Source organism: Streptomyces akebiae, from assembly GCF_019599145.1.
Lineage (GTDB): Bacteria > Actinomycetota > Actinomycetes > Streptomycetales > Streptomycetaceae > Streptomyces > Streptomyces akebiae.
In genome coordinates, this window is record NZ_CP080647.1 from 476,748 (window position 1) to 493,500 (window position 16,753).

At 71.9% G+C, this 16,753-nt stretch carries 12 protein-coding genes; 3 read left to right on the forward strand and 9 right to left on the reverse strand.

Annotated features, from left to right (window positions below; all coding sequences use genetic code 11):
- Positions 1 to 30: 30 nt before the first annotated feature.
- The 6 genes from K1J60_RS02100 to K1J60_RS02125 all read right to left on the reverse strand — a co-directional run bounded on the left by K1J60_RS02100 (position 31) and on the right by K1J60_RS02125 (position 8,321).
- Positions 31 to 1,863, reverse strand: coding sequence for a hypothetical protein (locus tag K1J60_RS02100; protein ID WP_220651228.1), 1,833 nt, complete (start codon positions 1,861 to 1,863; stop codon positions 31 to 33).
- A gap of 70 nt (positions 1,864 to 1,933) precedes the next feature.
- The gene (locus K1J60_RS02105) at positions 1,934 to 3,652 is read right to left on the reverse strand and encodes a hypothetical protein (protein ID WP_220644630.1); all 1,719 of its coding nucleotides are present in this window, start codon (positions 3,650 to 3,652) and stop codon (positions 1,934 to 1,936) included.
- 2 nt (positions 3,653 to 3,654) lie between these two features.
- Positions 3,655 to 4,557 carry a carbohydrate ABC transporter permease gene (locus K1J60_RS02110; RefSeq protein WP_220644631.1) on the reverse strand — a complete coding sequence of 301 codons (903 nt, stop codon included), beginning with the start codon at positions 4,555 to 4,557 and terminating at the stop codon, positions 3,655 to 3,657.
- Positions 4,554 to 5,474: a carbohydrate ABC transporter permease gene (locus K1J60_RS02115; protein WP_220644632.1), complete on the reverse strand. Its 921-nt coding sequence runs from the start codon at positions 5,472 to 5,474 to the stop codon at positions 4,554 to 4,556. Before K1J60_RS02115 ends, K1J60_RS02110 begins: the two co-directional genes overlap by 4 nt.
- A gap of 125 nt (positions 5,475 to 5,599) precedes the next feature.
- Positions 5,600 to 6,925 carry an ABC transporter substrate-binding protein gene (locus K1J60_RS02120; RefSeq protein ID WP_220644633.1) on the reverse strand — a complete coding sequence of 442 codons (1,326 nt, stop codon included), beginning with the start codon at positions 6,923 to 6,925 and terminating at the stop codon, positions 5,600 to 5,602.
- 274 nt (positions 6,926 to 7,199) lie between these two features.
- Complete coding sequence (locus tag K1J60_RS02125) at positions 7,200 to 8,321, reverse strand: ROK family protein (RefSeq protein WP_220644634.1); 1,122 nt, start codon at positions 8,319 to 8,321, stop codon at positions 7,200 to 7,202.
- Between the two features lie 244 nt (positions 8,322 to 8,565).
- Here K1J60_RS02125 and K1J60_RS02130 point away from each other — a divergent pair, with 244 nt between their 5' ends.
- Positions 8,566 to 9,480 (forward strand): BadF/BadG/BcrA/BcrD ATPase family protein, encoded by a 915-nt coding sequence (locus tag K1J60_RS02130; RefSeq protein WP_220644635.1) that lies wholly within the window; start codon positions 8,566 to 8,568, stop codon positions 9,478 to 9,480.
- A gap of 96 nt (positions 9,481 to 9,576) precedes the next feature.
- Positions 9,577 to 11,487, forward strand: a complete 1,911-nt coding sequence (locus K1J60_RS02135) for a phosphatase PAP2 family protein (protein ID WP_220644636.1) — start codon at positions 9,577 to 9,579, stop codon at positions 11,485 to 11,487.
- 54 nt (positions 11,488 to 11,541) lie between these two features.
- On the opposite strand, the gene K1J60_RS02140 is transcribed toward K1J60_RS02135, so the two are convergent.
- The 3 genes from K1J60_RS02140 to K1J60_RS02150 form a co-directional block, all read right to left on the reverse strand.
- Complete coding sequence (locus K1J60_RS02140) at positions 11,542 to 13,932, reverse strand: SpoIIE family protein phosphatase (protein ID WP_220644637.1); 2,391 nt, start codon at positions 13,930 to 13,932, stop codon at positions 11,542 to 11,544.
- 96 nt (positions 13,933 to 14,028) lie between these two features.
- Positions 14,029 to 14,841, reverse strand: a complete 813-nt coding sequence (locus tag K1J60_RS02145; RefSeq protein WP_220644638.1) for a peptidoglycan-binding domain-containing protein — start codon at positions 14,839 to 14,841, stop codon at positions 14,029 to 14,031.
- A gap of 71 nt (positions 14,842 to 14,912) precedes the next feature.
- Complete coding sequence (locus K1J60_RS02150; protein ID WP_220644639.1) at positions 14,913 to 16,205, reverse strand: sensor histidine kinase; 1,293 nt, start codon at positions 16,203 to 16,205, stop codon at positions 14,913 to 14,915.
- Positions 16,206 to 16,366: 161 nt separating this feature from the next.
- Here K1J60_RS02150 and K1J60_RS02155 point away from each other — a divergent pair, with 161 nt between their 5' ends.
- Positions 16,367 to 16,735 (forward strand): hypothetical protein, encoded by a 369-nt coding sequence (locus tag K1J60_RS02155; protein WP_220644640.1) that lies wholly within the window; start codon positions 16,367 to 16,369, stop codon positions 16,733 to 16,735.
- Positions 16,736 to 16,753: the final 18 nt, after the last annotated feature.

The window sequence follows — 16,753 nt, forward strand, 5'->3', positions numbered from 1 at the left end:
GCCTGCGGTCAGGCGCGGGGGTGGGGGCGGTCAGGGGCGGAGGGTCAGGGTCGGTTCGCCCCGGTCGTCGCCCGCCGGGTCGCCGATCACGGCCGTGAACGCCTCCGTGCGGACCCTCAGCCCCTCCGCCACCCGGTCGAACGTGGGCTCGAAGAGCTCGCCGGAGCCGCCGTAGCGGACGGCGAAGACGTCGAGGTCGTCCGGGGCGCCCGGCGCGGGGGTGGCCTCGATGGCCGTGGAGGCGACCAGGTGGGACCAGCCCTCGTCGGGGTTTCCGTAGCCGCGGGGGTCGGCGGCGAGGGCGAAGGCGGCGAGTTGCTGGGTGGTGTCGGCGCGGGCGTCGAAGAACTCCGGGCCCGCGGCGGCCGGGTGCGTCAGCCACAGGTCGCCGGCGGAGGTCACGTCGGCGTCCGCGATCCGGCGCAGGCCCTCGGCGTCGTCCGCCACGTACGGCAGTCCCGCGAGGAGGTACGGCGCGCCGGGCAGGCGTTCGACGGCGACCGTGGTCCACAGTCGGGTGCCGTCGGTGACGTACAGGGACTGGACGTGCCGCAGGACGTGGTCGCGGGTGACGACGGGCTTGGTGACGAGCTTGGCCGTGAGGCCGTCGGCCCGGACGTCCCGGACCCGGGTCTCGCCCATGGGGCGGCAGAGCAGGAAGCCGTCGACGACCGGCCCGAAGCCGTGCTGGCGGTTGACGGCGGCGGGGAGGAGGTAGGTCCCGTCGGCCTCGATGAGGGAGGGGGTCATCCTGGAGTCGAAGGCGACCGAGACCCGGCCGGCGCGCAGCTGGTGCCGGACCGGCCGCGTGGACGGGGCGCGGTGCCAGGGCGTGGTGTCCTGGATCTGCCAGACCAGCATCCACGCGAAGTGGCCGTCGACGCCGCCGTCCGGCTTGACCGCGTGCCGGCCCCAGCGCGTGTCGCCCCGGTAGCGGCCCAGGTCGGCGCCGATGCGGTGGCCGAAGTAGCGCAGGCCGAGCACGGACTCGAAGCCGGAGTGCTGTTCGCTGTAGCGGGGGCCGCCGTTGTCGAAGCCGCCGACGGTGAGGCGTGCGTCGATGTAGCGGGCGAGCGCCTCCCCGTCCTCGGCGAAGATCCGCTCGCCGCTCACCCGGTGGGCCTGGGCGAGGAAGGACAGGGAGATCGGGCCGTAGTTGTTGTCGTAGGCGCCGCCGTGCTCGGGCGGCAGGAGGGCGCCCCGATCCCGTACCCGGTGGGCGCGGATCTCGTCGACGTACAGGGCGATCGCCTGTGCGCGGATCCGCTCGGCGTCCTCGGGCGGCAGGTGGCGGGCCAGCATCAGGCCGCCGACGACGCAGCCGATGGCCTGGTTGCCGGCCTCCTGCGGGTTGAAGAAGGTCGCCTCGGTGAGCCAGCGCCAGTAGCCGCGGCTCATCTCCCGCAGGGCGGCGGTCTGTTCGTCGGTGAGGAGGCCGTCGGCGAGGTCGAGCAGGTTGACGGCCTGGAGCAGCGCCCAGACCGTGCTCGGCCAGTCGCCGATGGGATGGGCGCCGGGAGCCAGGGTGTAACGGGCGTACGGGAAGCCGGAGCCGCGCACCCGCAGGTTGGGGTAGCCGGGGTTGTCGTCCGTGTAGACGCGCTCCCGGAGGTGGAAGTCCGTGCTGCGGCCGACCGCCTCCGGCAGGCGTGGGTCTTTCGTGCGCTGCCAGGCGAGGGCCAGCAGCGACGTGATGCCGAGGGAGGTGTCGCCGATGTCGTCGACGCAGTCGGGGTGTTCGAGGTTGCCCTCGGGCGTGAGCCGGGCGAGGGCAACCTCGGTGACCGAGGCGAGGACCTCGTCGTACGCCTCGGGGGTGGCCGGCAGGTCGTGCAGGGGTCCTCGCTGGTGCGGGAGGTGCACGGGAGGGGACGTCGGGTGCACGGGGATCAGTCCTTCATGCCGGGGGTGGCCATGGAGTGGTTCGGCGGGGTCACACGAGGGGTGCGGACCGGCGGGCGCGCAGGGCGACGGTCAGTGTGTGCGGGCCGGCTCCGCCGATGTAGACACGGTTCCCGGTCGTCGCGTCGGTGCCGCCCACCACGGTGTGGTCCTGGCCCGGGTCGTAGCGCAGTACGTCGCTCCGGTCCGGCCCGGCGAGCGGTTCGCCCGCCTCGACGTCGGCCTCGACCCGGATCTCGTCGTCACCGACCCGGTAGGTCATCGGCCCGGTCGTCAGGCACCAGCGTCCGTCGCCGATGGGTACGGCGCCCTCGACCACGCCGCCCGGCCGGAGGGTCAGTTCGAGGGCCCAGGGCACCCGGGGTCCGCTGAGGTCGATCCGCAGGTCGGCACCGTCTTCCCGCAGGTCCACCTCGACGCGCGTCATGTGGGAGACCTCGTCCCGAGGCCGGTCGGGGAAGGCCATCGCGGCCGAGAAGCGTCCCTCGTCCCCCAACCGGTAGGCGCCGTCGTCCCGCCTCCGGTCCTTCGGGAGCGGCTGGTAGTAGGCGGCCGTGAGGGTTTCGGTGAGCCGGTAGCGGTTGTCGGCGGGCTGTTCCATGTCGGCTGCGCGGAACGGGCCCAGGTCGAAGAAGCCCCGCGAGAGACGGACCGCGTCGAGGACGGCGTCGCCGGCGAACAGGCGCAGGAAGGTGGGGTTGCAGGCGAGGCCCGAGCGGATACGCCGGTGTCCGGGCACGTCGGAGCCGCCGTACACCACCGTGTGCGCGGTGGCCGAGGCGCGGGAGGCGAGGCGCGCGGTGGGAAGGTACCGGTCGCGCGGAAGGGTCTGCGCGGTCGGGGCCGGCAGGGCGCGGCACAGGTCCGGGGTGAGGAGGGTCTCGGCGAGCAGGTCGGGGTCGTCGATGCCACCGGCGGCCGCCAGCCGCGCCACCCGGGCGAAGTCGCCCCGGCCGGTACGGATCGCGAGCAGCCGGTAGTGCGGCAGGTAGGGCGCCAGCGGGAACGGGTGGTACTGGTCCTGCCGTCGCGAGTGGACGGTCTCCACCGTGCCGTCCGGCCTGATCAGGTCCAGGGTCGTGGCGAGATTGCGTTCGACGGCGTACAGCAGGTCGGCGCGGCCGAGCACCTCGGCCAGCAGCAGCAGCGACGGGTTGGACACATGGGCCGCGTAGTTGGCGCTCCGTTCCGAGTACTGGCCCTCCGCGTCGATGTCGACGCCCTCGGCGAGCCACTCCTCGACGCGGTCGAGCAGCCGGTCGTCCGGGAACGACCGGTGCAGCCTGGCCAGCGCCGCGCACAGCTCCCAGCGGTGGTTCGGGGTGTGCACCCCACCCGTCAGGAGACTGCCGGTGGCGGCGTCGGCGATGTCGGCGAGCGCGGCCGTGACGTCGCGCAGTTCCGGCCCCGCGTCGGCGGCGAGGACGTGCGCGTCGCACACGTCGTTGACGGTGAACGCGGAGTCCGGCGGTGACTGCACGTTGTCGCCGCCGGCGAACAGGCCGGTGGTGGTCTGCGTGGCCCGCAGCGCGCGGAGGTGGGTCGTCGCGGCGGCGACGGCCCGTTCGCTGCCGTGCAGTGCCGAGTCCGGGGAACGGTACGCCGCGACCAGGGTCTTCACCCTCCGCGCCAGACCACGGTGCGGCACACCGGCGGGTTCCTCGTCGGGGCGGGCCGCGAGCGGGGCGGCCGACCGGTCGGCGGCACGGGCCACCGCGCGGACGAACTCGTGGTCGAGCGGGGTGGGCAAGGTCAGTCCTTCAGTCCGGCGTTGATGTCGGCGTTCATGACGTACTTCTGGAACACCAGGAAGACGACGATCAGCGGGACCATGGAGATGACCGAACCGCCGAGCAGCACCGACCAGTTGATGTTCTGCGCGCCGACGAGGCTCTGGATGCCGATCTGCACCGTGAACTTCTCGGGGTCGTTCAGCATCAGCAGCGGCCAGATGTAGTCGTTCCAGCGCCACTGGAACGACAGGATGGCGAGCGTCAGCATGATGGGCCGGGAGAGCGGCACCATGATCCGCAGGAAGATCGACAGCTCTTTCGCGCCGTCGATGCGGGCGGCCTCGATGAGTTCGTCGGGGACCGTCAGGAAGAACTGGCGGAACATGAAGCAGCCGGTCGCGGTGAGCAGGGCCGGGAGGATGATGCCGGAGAGCGAGTTGTAGAAGCCGAGGTCGCGGACGACCAGGAACAGCGGGGCGAGCATGACCTCGGCCGGCAGCATCGTGGTGGCCAGGATGCAGAGGAAGAAGGCCTTGAGCCACTTGTTGTCGTACTTGGCCAGCGCGTACCCGGTGCAGCAGCTGACTCCCACCGTGAGGATCGTCGCGATCACACACACGATGGTCGTGTTGATGAAGTACTCGGAGAAGTTGGCGCTCGCCCAGGCTTCCTTGTAACCCGACACGGTCGGGTCTTCGGGGAACACCGTCAGCGGAAGGGAGAACAGGTCTCCCGCCGGTTTGAGGGAGCTGAGGACGAACCACAGCACCGGCACCCCGTAGAGGGCCGCGAGGACCCACAGCAGGGTCGTCGGGGCCACCGCGCGCCGAAGCCCACCGGTGGCCGAGCTGCTGGACCGCTTCTTGCGAACAGGTCGTCCGGGCCCGGCGTCGACCTTGCGTGGCATGTCTGTGGTTGTCATCGGTTCTCCACCCGCCGGTTGACCATCATCTGGATGATCGCGACGACCATCAGGATGAGCATGAGCACGAACGACGCGGCGCTCGCGTAGCCGATCTGGCCCGACTTGAACCCCGTCTGGTAGATGTACTGGACCAGCAGGTTGTTCGACGTTCCGGGTCCACCGTTGTTGAGGGAGGCGAACACCGCGTATTCCTTCATCGCGTGGATCGTGTTGAGCAGGATGACGATGAAGGACGTGGGGGCGATGCTCGGCAGGGTGATACTGAAGAACTGGCGCCACGGACCGGCGCCGTCGAGCGCGGCCGCCTCGTAGTACGACGTCGGGACGTTCTTGATCGCCGCGATGAACAGCAGCATGGAGAAGCCCGTCCAGGCCCAGGCCGCCGCCACCACGACCACGAGCAGGGACAGGTCCGCGTTCGACTGCCAGGGAACGGCGCTTCCGCCGACCTTCTCGATGAAGTAGTTGACCAGTCCGAAGTTCTCACCGAACAGCCACCGCCACAGGACACCCACGATGATGGGCGACAGCAGCCACGGGATGAAGAAGAAGATGCGGGCGACCGACGCGCCCTTGGCGTTCTTGCTCACCAGCACGTTGGCGATGAGCAGCGACAACGCGAAGTTCAGCGGAACGAAGAGCACGGTGTACAGCAGCGTGCGGGTCGTCGCGGCGTAGAAGGTCGAGTCCCCGAGCAGCTTCTGGTAGTTGTCCAGTCCGACGAACTGGAACGCCCCCACGCCCGTGTAGTTCGTGAAGGAGTAGACGAGCCCGATCACCGCCGGCCAGACGAAGAACAGCGCGAAGAGCACGACGTTGCCCGAGATGAGGACGAGCGGGGCGAGGGTGTACTTGCTTCGTCTCCTGGGCGGGCTCACGGACACGTCCGAAGCGTCCGAGGCGCGTTTTGTCATCTTCCTGACTCCGTGCTGGTGGAATGGGTTCCGGTGGGCTCAGGCCATGAGCCCGGCGTCACGCGGGGACCGGGGGCCCGGACGGCGGGGTCGAGACACCGCCGCCCGGGACTGCCGGCCTGTGATCAGCCGCCGACCTGCGTGTTGTAGCCGTCGACGATGTTCTGCAGGGCCTTGTCGGACGACTGCTCGCCGTTGATCGCCTTGCCGAGCTCCGCCTTGGTCGGGTCGTCGGCGAGGCTCTTGCCCTTCAGCACCCAGTTCGTCTGCGCGCTGTTGAAGTAGCCGGAGATCGGGTCGTAGAGCGGGATGGACTCGTTGTAGAGCTTGAACGCCGCCTGCGCCGCCTCGGACTTGAAGGGGTACTCCGGGTTCAGACCGCTCTCGACCGGCAGGAAGCCGGAGGTCTCGCACAGCGTCTTGTAGTGGTCGGGCTCGTACAGCCAGGACAGGAACTTCTTCGCGGCGGCGGCCGCGTCGGCGTTGTTGTTGAAGCCGACCGTCATGCCACCGCTGTTGACGTCACTGGCCTGCACCGGCTGGGCGGGGGTCGGGACGCTCGCCCACTCGAACTTCGTGATGCTCTCCGAGTAGGCGGCGACCTGCCACACGCCGGACCAGTAGGCGACGACGTCACCGCTCTGGAACATGGCCGACGGGTCGGCGCCGCTGGTCCACACCGACTTCGGCATGGTCTTGTCGTCGTTCCATCCGACGAAGGTCTTCACGGCCTTCTTGGTCGCCGCGTCCACCGAGAACTTGCCGGAGTCGTCGGCGTGGACGTACTTGCCGCCCATCTCGTAGACCATGGCGCGCAGCCGGGACGGCGACTGGTCGAAGGTCAGGGAGTACTTGGCGTCGGTCTTCTCCCGGACCTCGTTCGCGGCCTTGATGAACTCGTCCCAGGTCCAGGTCTTGTCGGGCGAGGTCGGATAGTCGACGCCGGCCTTCTCGAAGAGCGACTTGTTGATGAACATGCCGGACGCGGTGACGTCCGAGGGGATGGACAGCACCTTCCCGGACGAGTCCTTGGCGACGAAGTTGGCGTTGATCTTGTTCGTCTTGTTGTTGGCGATGTCGCTGAGGTCGATCAGCTTGTTCGACCAGATCGGGTCCAGCGCCGGCACGGCCGCGACGTCGGGCAGCGAGTTCGCCTGCGCGGAGTTGCGCAGCTTCGTCGCGTAGCCGTCGTAGGGGATGTTGACCAGCTTGACCTTGACGCCGGTCTCCTTCTCGTACTGCGCCACCATCTTCTTCCAGCCGGCGTCCTGCCCCGGAACCGTGGAGATCCAGAACGTCAGCGACTTGGAGGTACCGCCCGAGTCGGATTCCCCTCCTCCACAGGCGGAGAGCAGCAGGGCGGCCGCCGAGACACCGGCAACGAGGGGAACCAGGCGGCGCACACCGCCGCGGCCGAGTCGGCGGGAGCGCCGCACACCCACAGTGGTCATCTTCGATCCCTTTTTTTCGGTAGGGGACGGAGCACGGCGCCGACCGAGCGGCACGGGTGCATTTTGCAGGAAAGCTGCATTCCGGGGGGCGCGGCCTCGCCCGGCCGCGTCGTCCACGCGGGGCGGTATCCCCGGCCGTTCTGGCCGTCACCGCACGGGCACGCCCTCGTGCGGTTGCCGTACTCGAGTACAGGCGGGACGCTCGCCCCAAGCCGGCGTCCCGGCCGACTTAGAAAGCGCTTGTCCGGACATTGGCAGATGCCGGTGGAGTCCGTCAATGCTTCACCCCCGCGCCTCCGGTCACGGTTTGGATTCCCCGGGCCACGGCCAGGCGACTGGCCCCCACGACGGTGCCGCTGTCGCCGAGCGCACTGCTCACGACCTCGGTGGGCCAGCTCAGGCGGGCCAGTTCGGCCCGTACGCCGGGCAGGAGCCGGGGTTTCGAGCCGACGGCGCCGCCCAGCACGATCAGGCCGGGATCCAGGACGGCGGTCGCTGCGGCGGCGAGTCTGCCCACGTCGGCGGCGTGCCGGCCCACGACGGCACAGGCCGTGGCGTGTCCCTCGTCGGCCAGCGCGAACAGCCCGTCGACGGTGTCCGGGCACACGCCGTTCACGCCCTGCCAGGCGTCCGCCGCCCGGCGCAGCAGGGAACCCGCTCCGATGTGCGCCTCCAGGCCCTCGTGGCGGGGCTCCCGGTCCGCGTCCCACGGGTAGGGCAGCCGGGCCACCTCACCCGCGGCGCCGTTCGCGCCGCGCAGCACCTGGCCTCCGATGACGACACCGAGACCGATGCCGACGCCGATCCGCAGATAGCCGAAGGTGTCCCGGCCGCGGGCCGCGCCTTCGTGCAGCTCGGCCAGGGCGGCGCAGTTCACGTTGTTCTCGACGTGCACGGGCACACCGGGCGGGAGTGCCACGGTCAGGGCGTCGAAGATGGGGCCCGCCTTGGCGGTGGCGGGGCGGACGGCCGTGCCCTCCCGGCTCTGGACGGTGACATCGCCGACCGCGACGACGATGGCGCGCAGCGGCGCCCCGGGCGGCAGCCCGGAGAGGGCGTCGGCGACCACGTCGACGGTGTCCGCCCGCAGGCCGGTGCCCTCGGCCAGCAGGGTGCCGTCCAGGGCGCAGACCCGGACCCGGGTGACGCTGGGGCCGAGGTCGACGGCGAGGACCGCGCCGGCGGCGGGACCGAGGTCGTATACGGCCGCCGACCTGCCGGTTCCGCCGTTGAGCGTGCCGGAGTGGGCGGCGAGTCCGGCGGCCTCCAGCTCGGCCACGGCGGTGGAGACGGTCGGCTTGGAAAGGCGCGCCCCGGTGGCCAGTTGAGGGCGGGTGGCGGTGCTCGACGCGGCCAGTACGGCGAAGACGGCGCGGGCGCTCTCGCTCAGTTGCATGGTCTCCCCAGTCGTGCCGCGATCATGCGGCCGCACGGTCGTGCGGTGTCCGGCGTCCTAACCCTTGACGCACTCTTATTCGTTAGTTAATTTCCTAACGAAGTCAAGCGGTACTCGCCTGCCGCACCGACAGAAGCCCGTCCCGGGGCTTCCCTAGCACCCCCCACAGACCCTGTGTGTCCAGGCACGGTTTCGCCCAGCCGTCGCTGCGCCCATCGCAACGCAACGACGAAAGAGGCCCTCCGTGCCGGATTCAAGGCCCGTCGCGGTCGGTATCGACGTGGGCGGCACCAAGACCCATCTCCGTGCTGTCACGGGGACGGAGTCCGTCGCCGACCACATCCGTACCAGCCGTGGCTGGCGGCCGCACGACCCGGCGGCCGCGACCGAATGGCTGGCCACGCTGGTCGGGGAGGTGCTGCCCGCGCACACCCCTCCGTCCGCCGTGGCCGTCGGCGCCCATGCCTGCGAGACGCCCCGGCAGTGCGAGGGGATACGTCTCGCCCTCCAGCAACGGCTTCAGGTGCCGTGCCTGGTGGTGGGTGACGCCGAGCTGCTGGTCCCCGCCGCCGGTTTCGCGCAGGGGGTGGGGCTGGTCGCGGGCACCGGTTCGGTGGCCGTCGGCCGGTCCGCCGCCGGTGCTTCGGTGCAGGTCGGCGGCTGGGGCGCGGTTCTCGGCGACGAGGGCGGCGCCGCCGGCCTGGTCCGGGAGGCATGTCGCGCCGTCTGGGCCGCGCACGACCGGGGCGAGGCGCCCGACGCCCTCGCCGACCGGCTCGTCGCCGCCTTCCAGGTGAGCGAGGTACCGGCCCTGGGTGGGGCGTTGGAGGCCGCCACGGCCATGTCCGCCGACTGGGGCCGGCACGCGCCCGCGGTCTTCGAGGCCGCCGAGGAGGGCTCCACCCTCGCCCACCGGGTGATCTCCGACGGGGGCCGCGCACTCGCCTCGCTGGTGGCGCGGCTCGCCGCCCGCCAGGTCCCCGTCGACGACGTGGTGGTGGCCGGCGGGACGATCCTCTCCCGGCCCGCCCTGTACTCGGCATTCGCCGAAGCGCTCGCCGACGCTGTACCGTCCGCGCGACCGCATGTGCTTCAAGTGCCGCCGGTCGAAGGGGCGTTGGCACTCTCACGTACTCTCCTCCGACCGGTCACCCGCTGATCACCGTCCGGTCGTCGACCGGACATCGACCGGTCATTCGTCAACTCCACGCTCAGCCCGCACCCGATCAACCCACCGCGAAAGGAGCGGCGCTCCATGCCGTCATCTGCCGGGCACCACACGCTCAACCGCCGTGTCTTCCTCAGGAACTCCCTCGGCGTCTCGGCCGGCCTGATCGCCGCTCCGGCCCTCGCGAACCTCTGGCAGGCCTCCGAGGCGAAGGCCGCCACCGCGTTCGCCGCGTTCGTCGACGACTACACGACCAACACCACGGCGAACCTCACCCCCGAGACCAACGCCGTGGTCCGGGCCCTCGGCGGCTTCGCCGAGATCTGGAAGACCGGCGACGCCTGGAACACCGGCGCCCCGCTGCTGCCGGAGATCCTGCGCGCCAACGTGCGCTACAGCGAGCGCGTCACCGCCCGCCGGACGGATGCGCAGGCACGTGAGGCGTTCATCACCGACCGGCAGCACCAGAGCTACTCGGTGATCAGCGGTCTCGGCCCCCTCGCCGAGCTGTACAGAACGGGCGCCATGGCGGTCACCGCGATCACCTCCGCGCCGGACGGCACGCCATCGGGCAAGATCAGCGACTCCGTCCCCGCCGACGCTCCCACCGGATCGGCGAACGGCGCCGGCTCGACCAGTTCCGCGCTCGGGAAGGTGGCCGAACTCGTCAACACCGTGCGCGGGCCGTTCGCGTCGAGCAACCCCGCCAAGTTCTCCTACCAGTACCCCCGGCCCTGGCGCATGAACGAGAACAGCGAGGTCGTCGACACCGGACGGACCGACGAGTTCGGGTTCCCGGTGTACGACTCCGCCGTCGTCGTCGCCCCCCAGCTGCTGCGGCAGCGCGGCGAGGACGCGGCCACGGACGGCGGCTTCCCCAGCGGGCACACCAACGCCCTCCACCTGGCCGCTCTGGCCTACGCGTACGCCGTACCGGAGCGCTTCCAGGAGATGGTGACCCGCGCCTTCGAAGCGAGCCACGACCGGATCGTCTCGGGTATGCACTCCGCGCTCGACGTCGTCGGCGGTCGCGTCATGGCCACGGCCCTGGCCGCCGCCGCCCTCGCCGACCCCAGGAACGCCGAGCTGAAGGCGGCCGCACGCCGACAGGCCGCCGCATACTTCCAGGCGAAGACGGGCACCACCGCCGACACACTGTTCGCCTACGCGCACTCGGCCGGAACCGATACGGACCCGTACGCCGACCGGGCGGCCAACGAGCGCCTGGTCGAGCCGAAGCTGACGTACGTACTGCCGCGGCACGGCAAGTCCCGGGACCTGACCGTGCCGAAGGGCGCCGAGGTCCTGCTGGAGACGCGGCTGCCGTACCTCGACGCGGCGCAGCGCCGTGAGGTGCTGCGCACGACCGCGCTGCCGTCCGGCTATGTGCTGCTGGACGGGTGGGAGCAGTGGGGCCGGCTCAACCTGTTCGCGGCGGCGGACGGCTACGGTGCCCTCGACGCCGATGTCACCGTCACGCTGGACGCGTCCCTCGGCGGCTTCCACGCGGCCGACACCTGGCGCAACGACATCGACGGCCCGGGTGGGCTCGTCAAGAAGGGCGGCGGCACGCTCACGCTGGCCGGCGCCAACCGGTACACGGGCGGCACGGTCGTGGAGGCCGGTGTCCTCGCGGCGGGCTCGAAGGAGGCGTTCGGGCGCGGTGACGTCCGGGTGAACGGCGGCACGCTGGTCACCGGCGACCACACCGTCCGGGTGCGCGGCGGCTACGCGCAGGCCGGTGTCCTCGACGTGACGCTGGACCGGGGCGCCGACGCCGCCCTCGTGGTGGACGGACGGGCGGTCCTGGAGCGGGGCAGCAAGCTTGTCGTCCGCTTCGACGCCGAGCAGGCGCCGCGTTCCGGCAGCACGGTCGCGGTCATCGGGGCACGGTCCCTCCAGGGCCGGTTCGCGGAGGTCTCCGTGGCCGTCGACGGCTGGACGGCCGAGCAGGTCTTCACGGCGCACGGGGTGGCGGTGCGCCTGCGCAAGAAGTGACCGCACGGTTGAGCGGGCCTGTCGGGGGTGGCGTGCGCCGCCCCCGACAGGCCTTCACAGAGCCGGGGGCAGGGCCTGCTCCGCCCAGATGGTCTTGCCCGCGCCACTCGGACGGCTGCCCCAGCGGTCGGTGAGCTGGGCGACCAGGAGCAGGCCGCGGCCCCCCTCGTCGAAGCTGCGGGCCCGGCGCAGATGCGGTGAGGTGCTGCTGGCGTCGGAGACCTCGCAGATGAGGGTGCGGTCGCGGATCAGGCGCAGCTGGATGGGGGCGCCGCCGTAGCGGATGGCGTTGGTGACGAGTTCGCTGACCACGAGTTCGGTGACGAAGACGGCCTCCTCCAGGCCCCAGCGGTTGAGCTGGTCGGTGGCGAGCTTGCGCGCGTTGGCGACCAGCGCCGGGTCGTCGGTGAGGTTCCAGACGGCGACCTGTTCCGCGTCGAGGGCGCGGGTGCGCGCGAGCAGCAGGGCCACGTCGTCGGCCGGGGTCTCGGGGAGCAGTGCCTTCAGCACGGTGTCGCAGACGCGCTCCAGACTGTCCGCCGGTCCCGCCAGCGCGGCGCACAGGGCGGCGGTTCCCGTGTCGACGTCACGGTCCCGGGCCTCGACCAGGCCGTCGGTGTAGAGCGCGAGGACCGAGCCCTCGGGCACCTCCAGCTCCCTCGCCTCGAACGGGAGGCCGCCGACGCCGAGCATCGGCCCGGCCGCCACCTCGACGACCTGGACGCTGCCGTCGGGCCGCACCACCACGGGCGGCACATGCCCGGCCGAGGCGATCGAGCAGCTGCGGTCCACCGGGTCGTAGACCGCGTACAGGCAGGTCGCGCCGATCTCCCCGTCCCCCGTGCCGTCGCCGGCCGCGAGGTGCTCGACCAGGTCGTCCAGATGGGTGAGGAGCTCGTCGGGCGGCAGGTCGACGTCGGCGAGCGCCCACACGGCCGTGCGCAGCCGGCCCATGGTGACGGAGGCGTGGATGCCGTGGCCCACGACGTCGCCGACGACCAGCGCCACCCGGGTCCCGGACAGCGGGATCACGTCGAACCAGTCGCCGCCCACCCCGGCCTGCGACAGGGCCGGCAGATAGCGGGAGGCGAACTCGACGGCCGCCTGGCCGCCGACCGTCTTCGGCAGCAGGCTGCGCTGGAGCGCCAGCGCCGTAGTCCTCTCCTTCGTGTAGCGGCGGGCGTTGTCGACGCAGACGGCCGCCCGGCTGGCGAGTTCCTCGGCGAGCGACACGTCTTCCTGGTCGAAGGCGTCGGGATGCTCGGGGGTCAGGAGCCGGACGAGGATGGCGACACCGAGGGTGGTGCCGCGCGCGACCAGCGGTACGGCCATCAGGGAGAGGTCGTGGTCCGCGGCCTGCTGGAGTTTGGCGGAGCGGGCGCCGTGCCGGGCGAACCAGGAGTCGAGGGCGTCGTCGCCGGTGCGGGCGAGCGCGGGGGACCCGGTGAACAGGGCACGGGCGGGCGGCGAGGTGGGCGGGTAGACATCGGCGGAGCCCAGGCCGATCGCCGCCTCCGGGACACCCGGCGTACGGGAGTGATGCGCGGTCCGGCGCAGTTCCACACCTCCGTCCACGGGGACCATCTCGGGTTCCTCGCCCTGGAGCACGGACTCCAGGAGGTCGACGCTGGCGAAATCGGCGAGCCGGGGTACGACCAGTTCGGCGAGTTCGCGGGCGGTCTGGACGACGTCGAGTTTGGTGCCGATGGACCCGGCCGCCTCGTTCAGCAGGGCCAGGCGCTGGCGTGCCCAGAACTGCTCGCTGCTGTCGAACGCGGCGAGCGCGGTGCCGATCAGCTCTCCGGAGGGGTCACGCACCGGCCACATCTCGGAGGTCCAGGCGTGCATGCGCCGGCCGGAGGGCGAACGGGTCCAGCTCTCGTAACGGACCGGCTGTCCGGTCTCCACCACGATCTCCAGATGGCGCAGGAAGCCCCGGCTGTGCTCGGCGTCCTCCACGGTGTCGGGAAAGTACCGGTGCCGGAACTCCTCCTCGGGCTGCCCCATGACCTGGCACGCCCAGTCGTTCATCCGGAGGTACCGCTGCCCGGTGTCGAAGACCGACATGGACATCGACGCCTGACTGAAGGCCAGCTCACCGAGGCCCCGCTCGGTGAGGTCGGGCGCGGCCTGGACGACGAACCGCCGCCGCTCTCCCGCCGCGCCCCGCACCGGGCAGATCCGCAGCGCGACCTTCTGCCGTCGCCCGTCCCGGTAGCGCAGGTCCACCACCGCGTCGCCGTGTGTCAGCAGCGTCCGCCAGACCGCGACCGCGTCCCCGTCCACCAGGGCGTCGGCCGGCCTTCCGGTCACCTCCTCGGCGGTGTAGCCGGTGAGCCGCCGGGCACCCTCGCTCCACCCCGCGACGAGGCCGCGCGCGTCGACCACCGCCATCGCCTCACCGGCCGTGGCAGCCCGCGACGCGCCGGACGCCTTCGTCACCATATGGCCAGGATGGTCCGTTCGGGGCGGGGCAACAACCCGGCTACGCCCGTGACGTACCGGGTCCATGCCCCGCCGTAGGGCTGGAGGGCCGTAGGGCTAGAGGGTGGTGCGGGATTCGAGGTCCTGGCGGGTGTCGTTGCCGTAGACGCCCGTTTCGTCGCCCCGGATTCCGTACCAGAGCTGGAAGCGCGCCACGGCTTCCTTGAGTACGACGTCGTACTGCCCCGAGGTGGAGCCGTTGTCGTACACGTTCGGGATGCGCAGCAGCCGTTGCTGGAGTTCGGAGACCTCGGGGCCGCTGTCGCCCTCGCGGAGGGTGCCGGGGCCGTCCGGGTCGGCGCCGTCGTCCGGGGCCGGCGCCGAGGTCGCGGGGGCCGACGGGGTCGCGCTCGGGGTGACGGCGCGAGCCTCCTTCTCCGTGTCGCCGCCGGGCAGGAGCAGGGCGGCGCCGAAGCCCAGCAGGGCCGCCGCGCCGACGCCGACGATCACGGCGGCGCGCTTGAGGCCGGATCCGTCGCCGGGGGCCGGCCGCCGTCGCTGCCGACGCCGGTGTCCCTCGTCGCGCGGGACCGTGTCCGAGCCGAAGTCCTCGCCGACCATGACCGGGGGGAGTTCCTCGGTCTCGTACTCCGTCCGGGGCAGGATCCGCTCGGGGGCGGGCTTCGGCTCCGGTGCGGGCGTCGCCGCCGGGGGCGGTGCCGACGGCGGTGGCGGCGGTGTCGGAACCGATGCCGGGGTGGGGGGTACGGCGACGGTCTCGTACTCGTCGTCGGGGCCGTTGGCTCCCTTGAACTGCTCGAACTCACGCAGCAGCTCGGCCAGGGCCTCGGTCCTGCGCCGGCGCATGACGTAGGTCGGCTCGATCGTGGGACGCTTCGCCGTCCGGCCCGGTTCGGGCGGTTTCGACACGCTGTTCTCCTTCCGTGCACGCGGTCTCCCGCCATCCCCGAGAGGAGATACGGGAAGCCGGGCCGGGAGGTTCAGCCCGGCAGGCGGCTCCGGGGGGCGCTCGGGAGCACGGCGGCCACCTCCCAGCCGGGGCCGTCCGCGCGCGGCCGGGCCTGGATACGGCCGCCGAGCGCGGTGACCCGTTCCGTGAGGCCGACCAGTCCGAAGCCTCCGCCCCGGGCCGCATCCGGCAGCCGGGCGGCGCCGCGTCCGTCGTCGCGGACCACGACCTCCAGTCCACCGCGCCCGTGGCGGAGGTCGACGGTGACCTCGGTGGCGTCGGCGGCGTGCCGGCGGACGTTCGTCAAGGCCTCCTGCACCACGCGGAAGGCGGCGGCCTGCACCTCGTGCGGCAGGTCGTCGGGGACGGAAGGGTCGTGGCGCAGCACGGCGCGGCGGCCGTCGACACCGCCGACGCCGTCGAAGCCGCGCACCAGTTCGTCGAGGCCCGCCAGATCGCCCACCGGGCGCCGGTCGGCGGGCCCGGTCTCCTCCTCGTGGTCGCGCAGCACACCGACCGTGCGGCGCATGGAGGCCAGCGCCTCGGTCGCGGCGCGCTCGATGCCCGCGAGGACGGGATCGAGGCTCCCCCAGACTTCGTCCGGGGGTACCCCCATCTCGCTTCGCTCGGGTTCGGAGGCGGCCATCATCCGGGCGACCTGGGTCTGGACCAGGATCCCGGTGACATGGTGGGCGACGAAGTCGTGCAGGTCCGCGGCCATGGCGAGGCGCTCCGCCCGGCGGGTCTCGGTGACGACCTGGGTCCGCCGGTTGTCGAGGGTGCGCAGATAAGCGGCGACGGCGGCCGCGATCCCGGCCAGCAGCACCAGGAGCAGGGTCACGCCGATGAGGCTGTCGTCCGGCTCGACGACGAAGTACGGCAGCGGAAGCGTGACCAGGGCGAGACCGTCGAGGAGTCCGCAGGCCGGCGCCCAGCCGGGCGGGCAGGTGCGGACGGCCACCACCAGCAGACACAGCAGCACGGCCGGTTGTCCCGGGCCGAAGCCGCCCGTCTCCCGCATCAGGAGCAGGACCCCGACGCTCGCCAGGACGGCCAGTGCGGGGACGCCCGCGCGGACCTGGGGCGTCAGCCAGTCCGGTCGGCGGTGCTCGGGCCACAGCACCGCCGCGAGCCCCACGGCCAGAGGGAGCAGGCGCGGCCACAGATGGGCGGTGTCCTCCGCCGTCAGGAGGAGGACGTCGGCTCCGCAGGCCAGGAGGAGGGCCACGACGCCGCCGACGTGTACACAGCCCGCTCCGGCCGGGCGCCCCGGTCGGCCGGGGCCGCCACCCGGGGATGCCTTGGTGTCGAGCACGAGGTTCACGCGGATCACAGTAGGCAGTGCCTGTGGTCCCCGTATCGGCCGTACGGCCGAGGAGGCGTGTCCGGCGGGTGGGAGTCCTGGCCGTTCGGCCGAGGCGGCCGCCCCCGCCGCCGGGAGAGGTTGGGTGGCGCAACCGCACCCCTCTCCACCAGGAGCACCTCATGGAACGCAGCCCCCTGCTCATCACCGCCGCCACCGTGTCGGTTCTGGCCGTCGGCGGCGGAGCCCTCACCTACGCGATGAGCGGTACGGAGTCCACGACCGGACTCGACACGTTCAACACCGTCACCGTGGACGGCCAGAAGGCGCTCAGCGGGAACATCGTCGCCGGTCGCACCGAGTCGAAGTACAGCCCGCTGCCCTGGATCGGCGGCGAGACCTCCGATCTGAGGTGCCCCGACCTCAAGGCGGTGGCCGGCACCAAGGTGACCTGCACGGGCAAGGACGGCGACGGCAAGGACCTCTCCATCCCCGTCACCGTCGTCAAGGCCGACGCCTCCAGCGTCACGTGGAAGTTCGAGCGCGCCTAGGGGGTGCCGGAGGCTCCC

What these genes read in the sequence shown, in the direction of transcription:
- K1J60_RS02110 (WP_220644631.1), bottom strand. Translation starts at nt 4,557, where the DNA reads ATGACAACCACAGACATGCCACGCAAGGTCGACGCCGGGCCCGGACGA.
- K1J60_RS02115 (WP_220644632.1), bottom strand. Translation starts at nt 5,474, where the DNA reads ATGACAAAACGCGCCTCGGACGCTTCGGACGTGTCCGTGAGCCCGCCC.
- K1J60_RS02120 (WP_220644633.1), bottom strand. Translation starts at nt 6,925, where the DNA reads ATGACCACTGTGGGTGTGCGGCGCTCCCGCCGACTCGGCCGCGGCGGT.
- K1J60_RS02125 (WP_220644634.1), bottom strand. Translation starts at nt 8,321, where the DNA reads ATGCAACTGAGCGAGAGCGCCCGCGCCGTCTTCGCCGTACTGGCCGCG.
- K1J60_RS02135 (WP_220644636.1), top strand. Translation starts at nt 9,577, where the DNA reads ATGCCGTCATCTGCCGGGCACCACACGCTCAACCGCCGTGTCTTCCTC.
- K1J60_RS02140 (WP_220644637.1), bottom strand. Translation starts at nt 13,932, where the DNA reads ATGGTGACGAAGGCGTCCGGCGCGTCGCGGGCTGCCACGGCCGGTGAG.
- K1J60_RS02155 (WP_220644640.1), top strand. Translation starts at nt 16,367, where the DNA reads ATGGAACGCAGCCCCCTGCTCATCACCGCCGCCACCGTGTCGGTTCTG.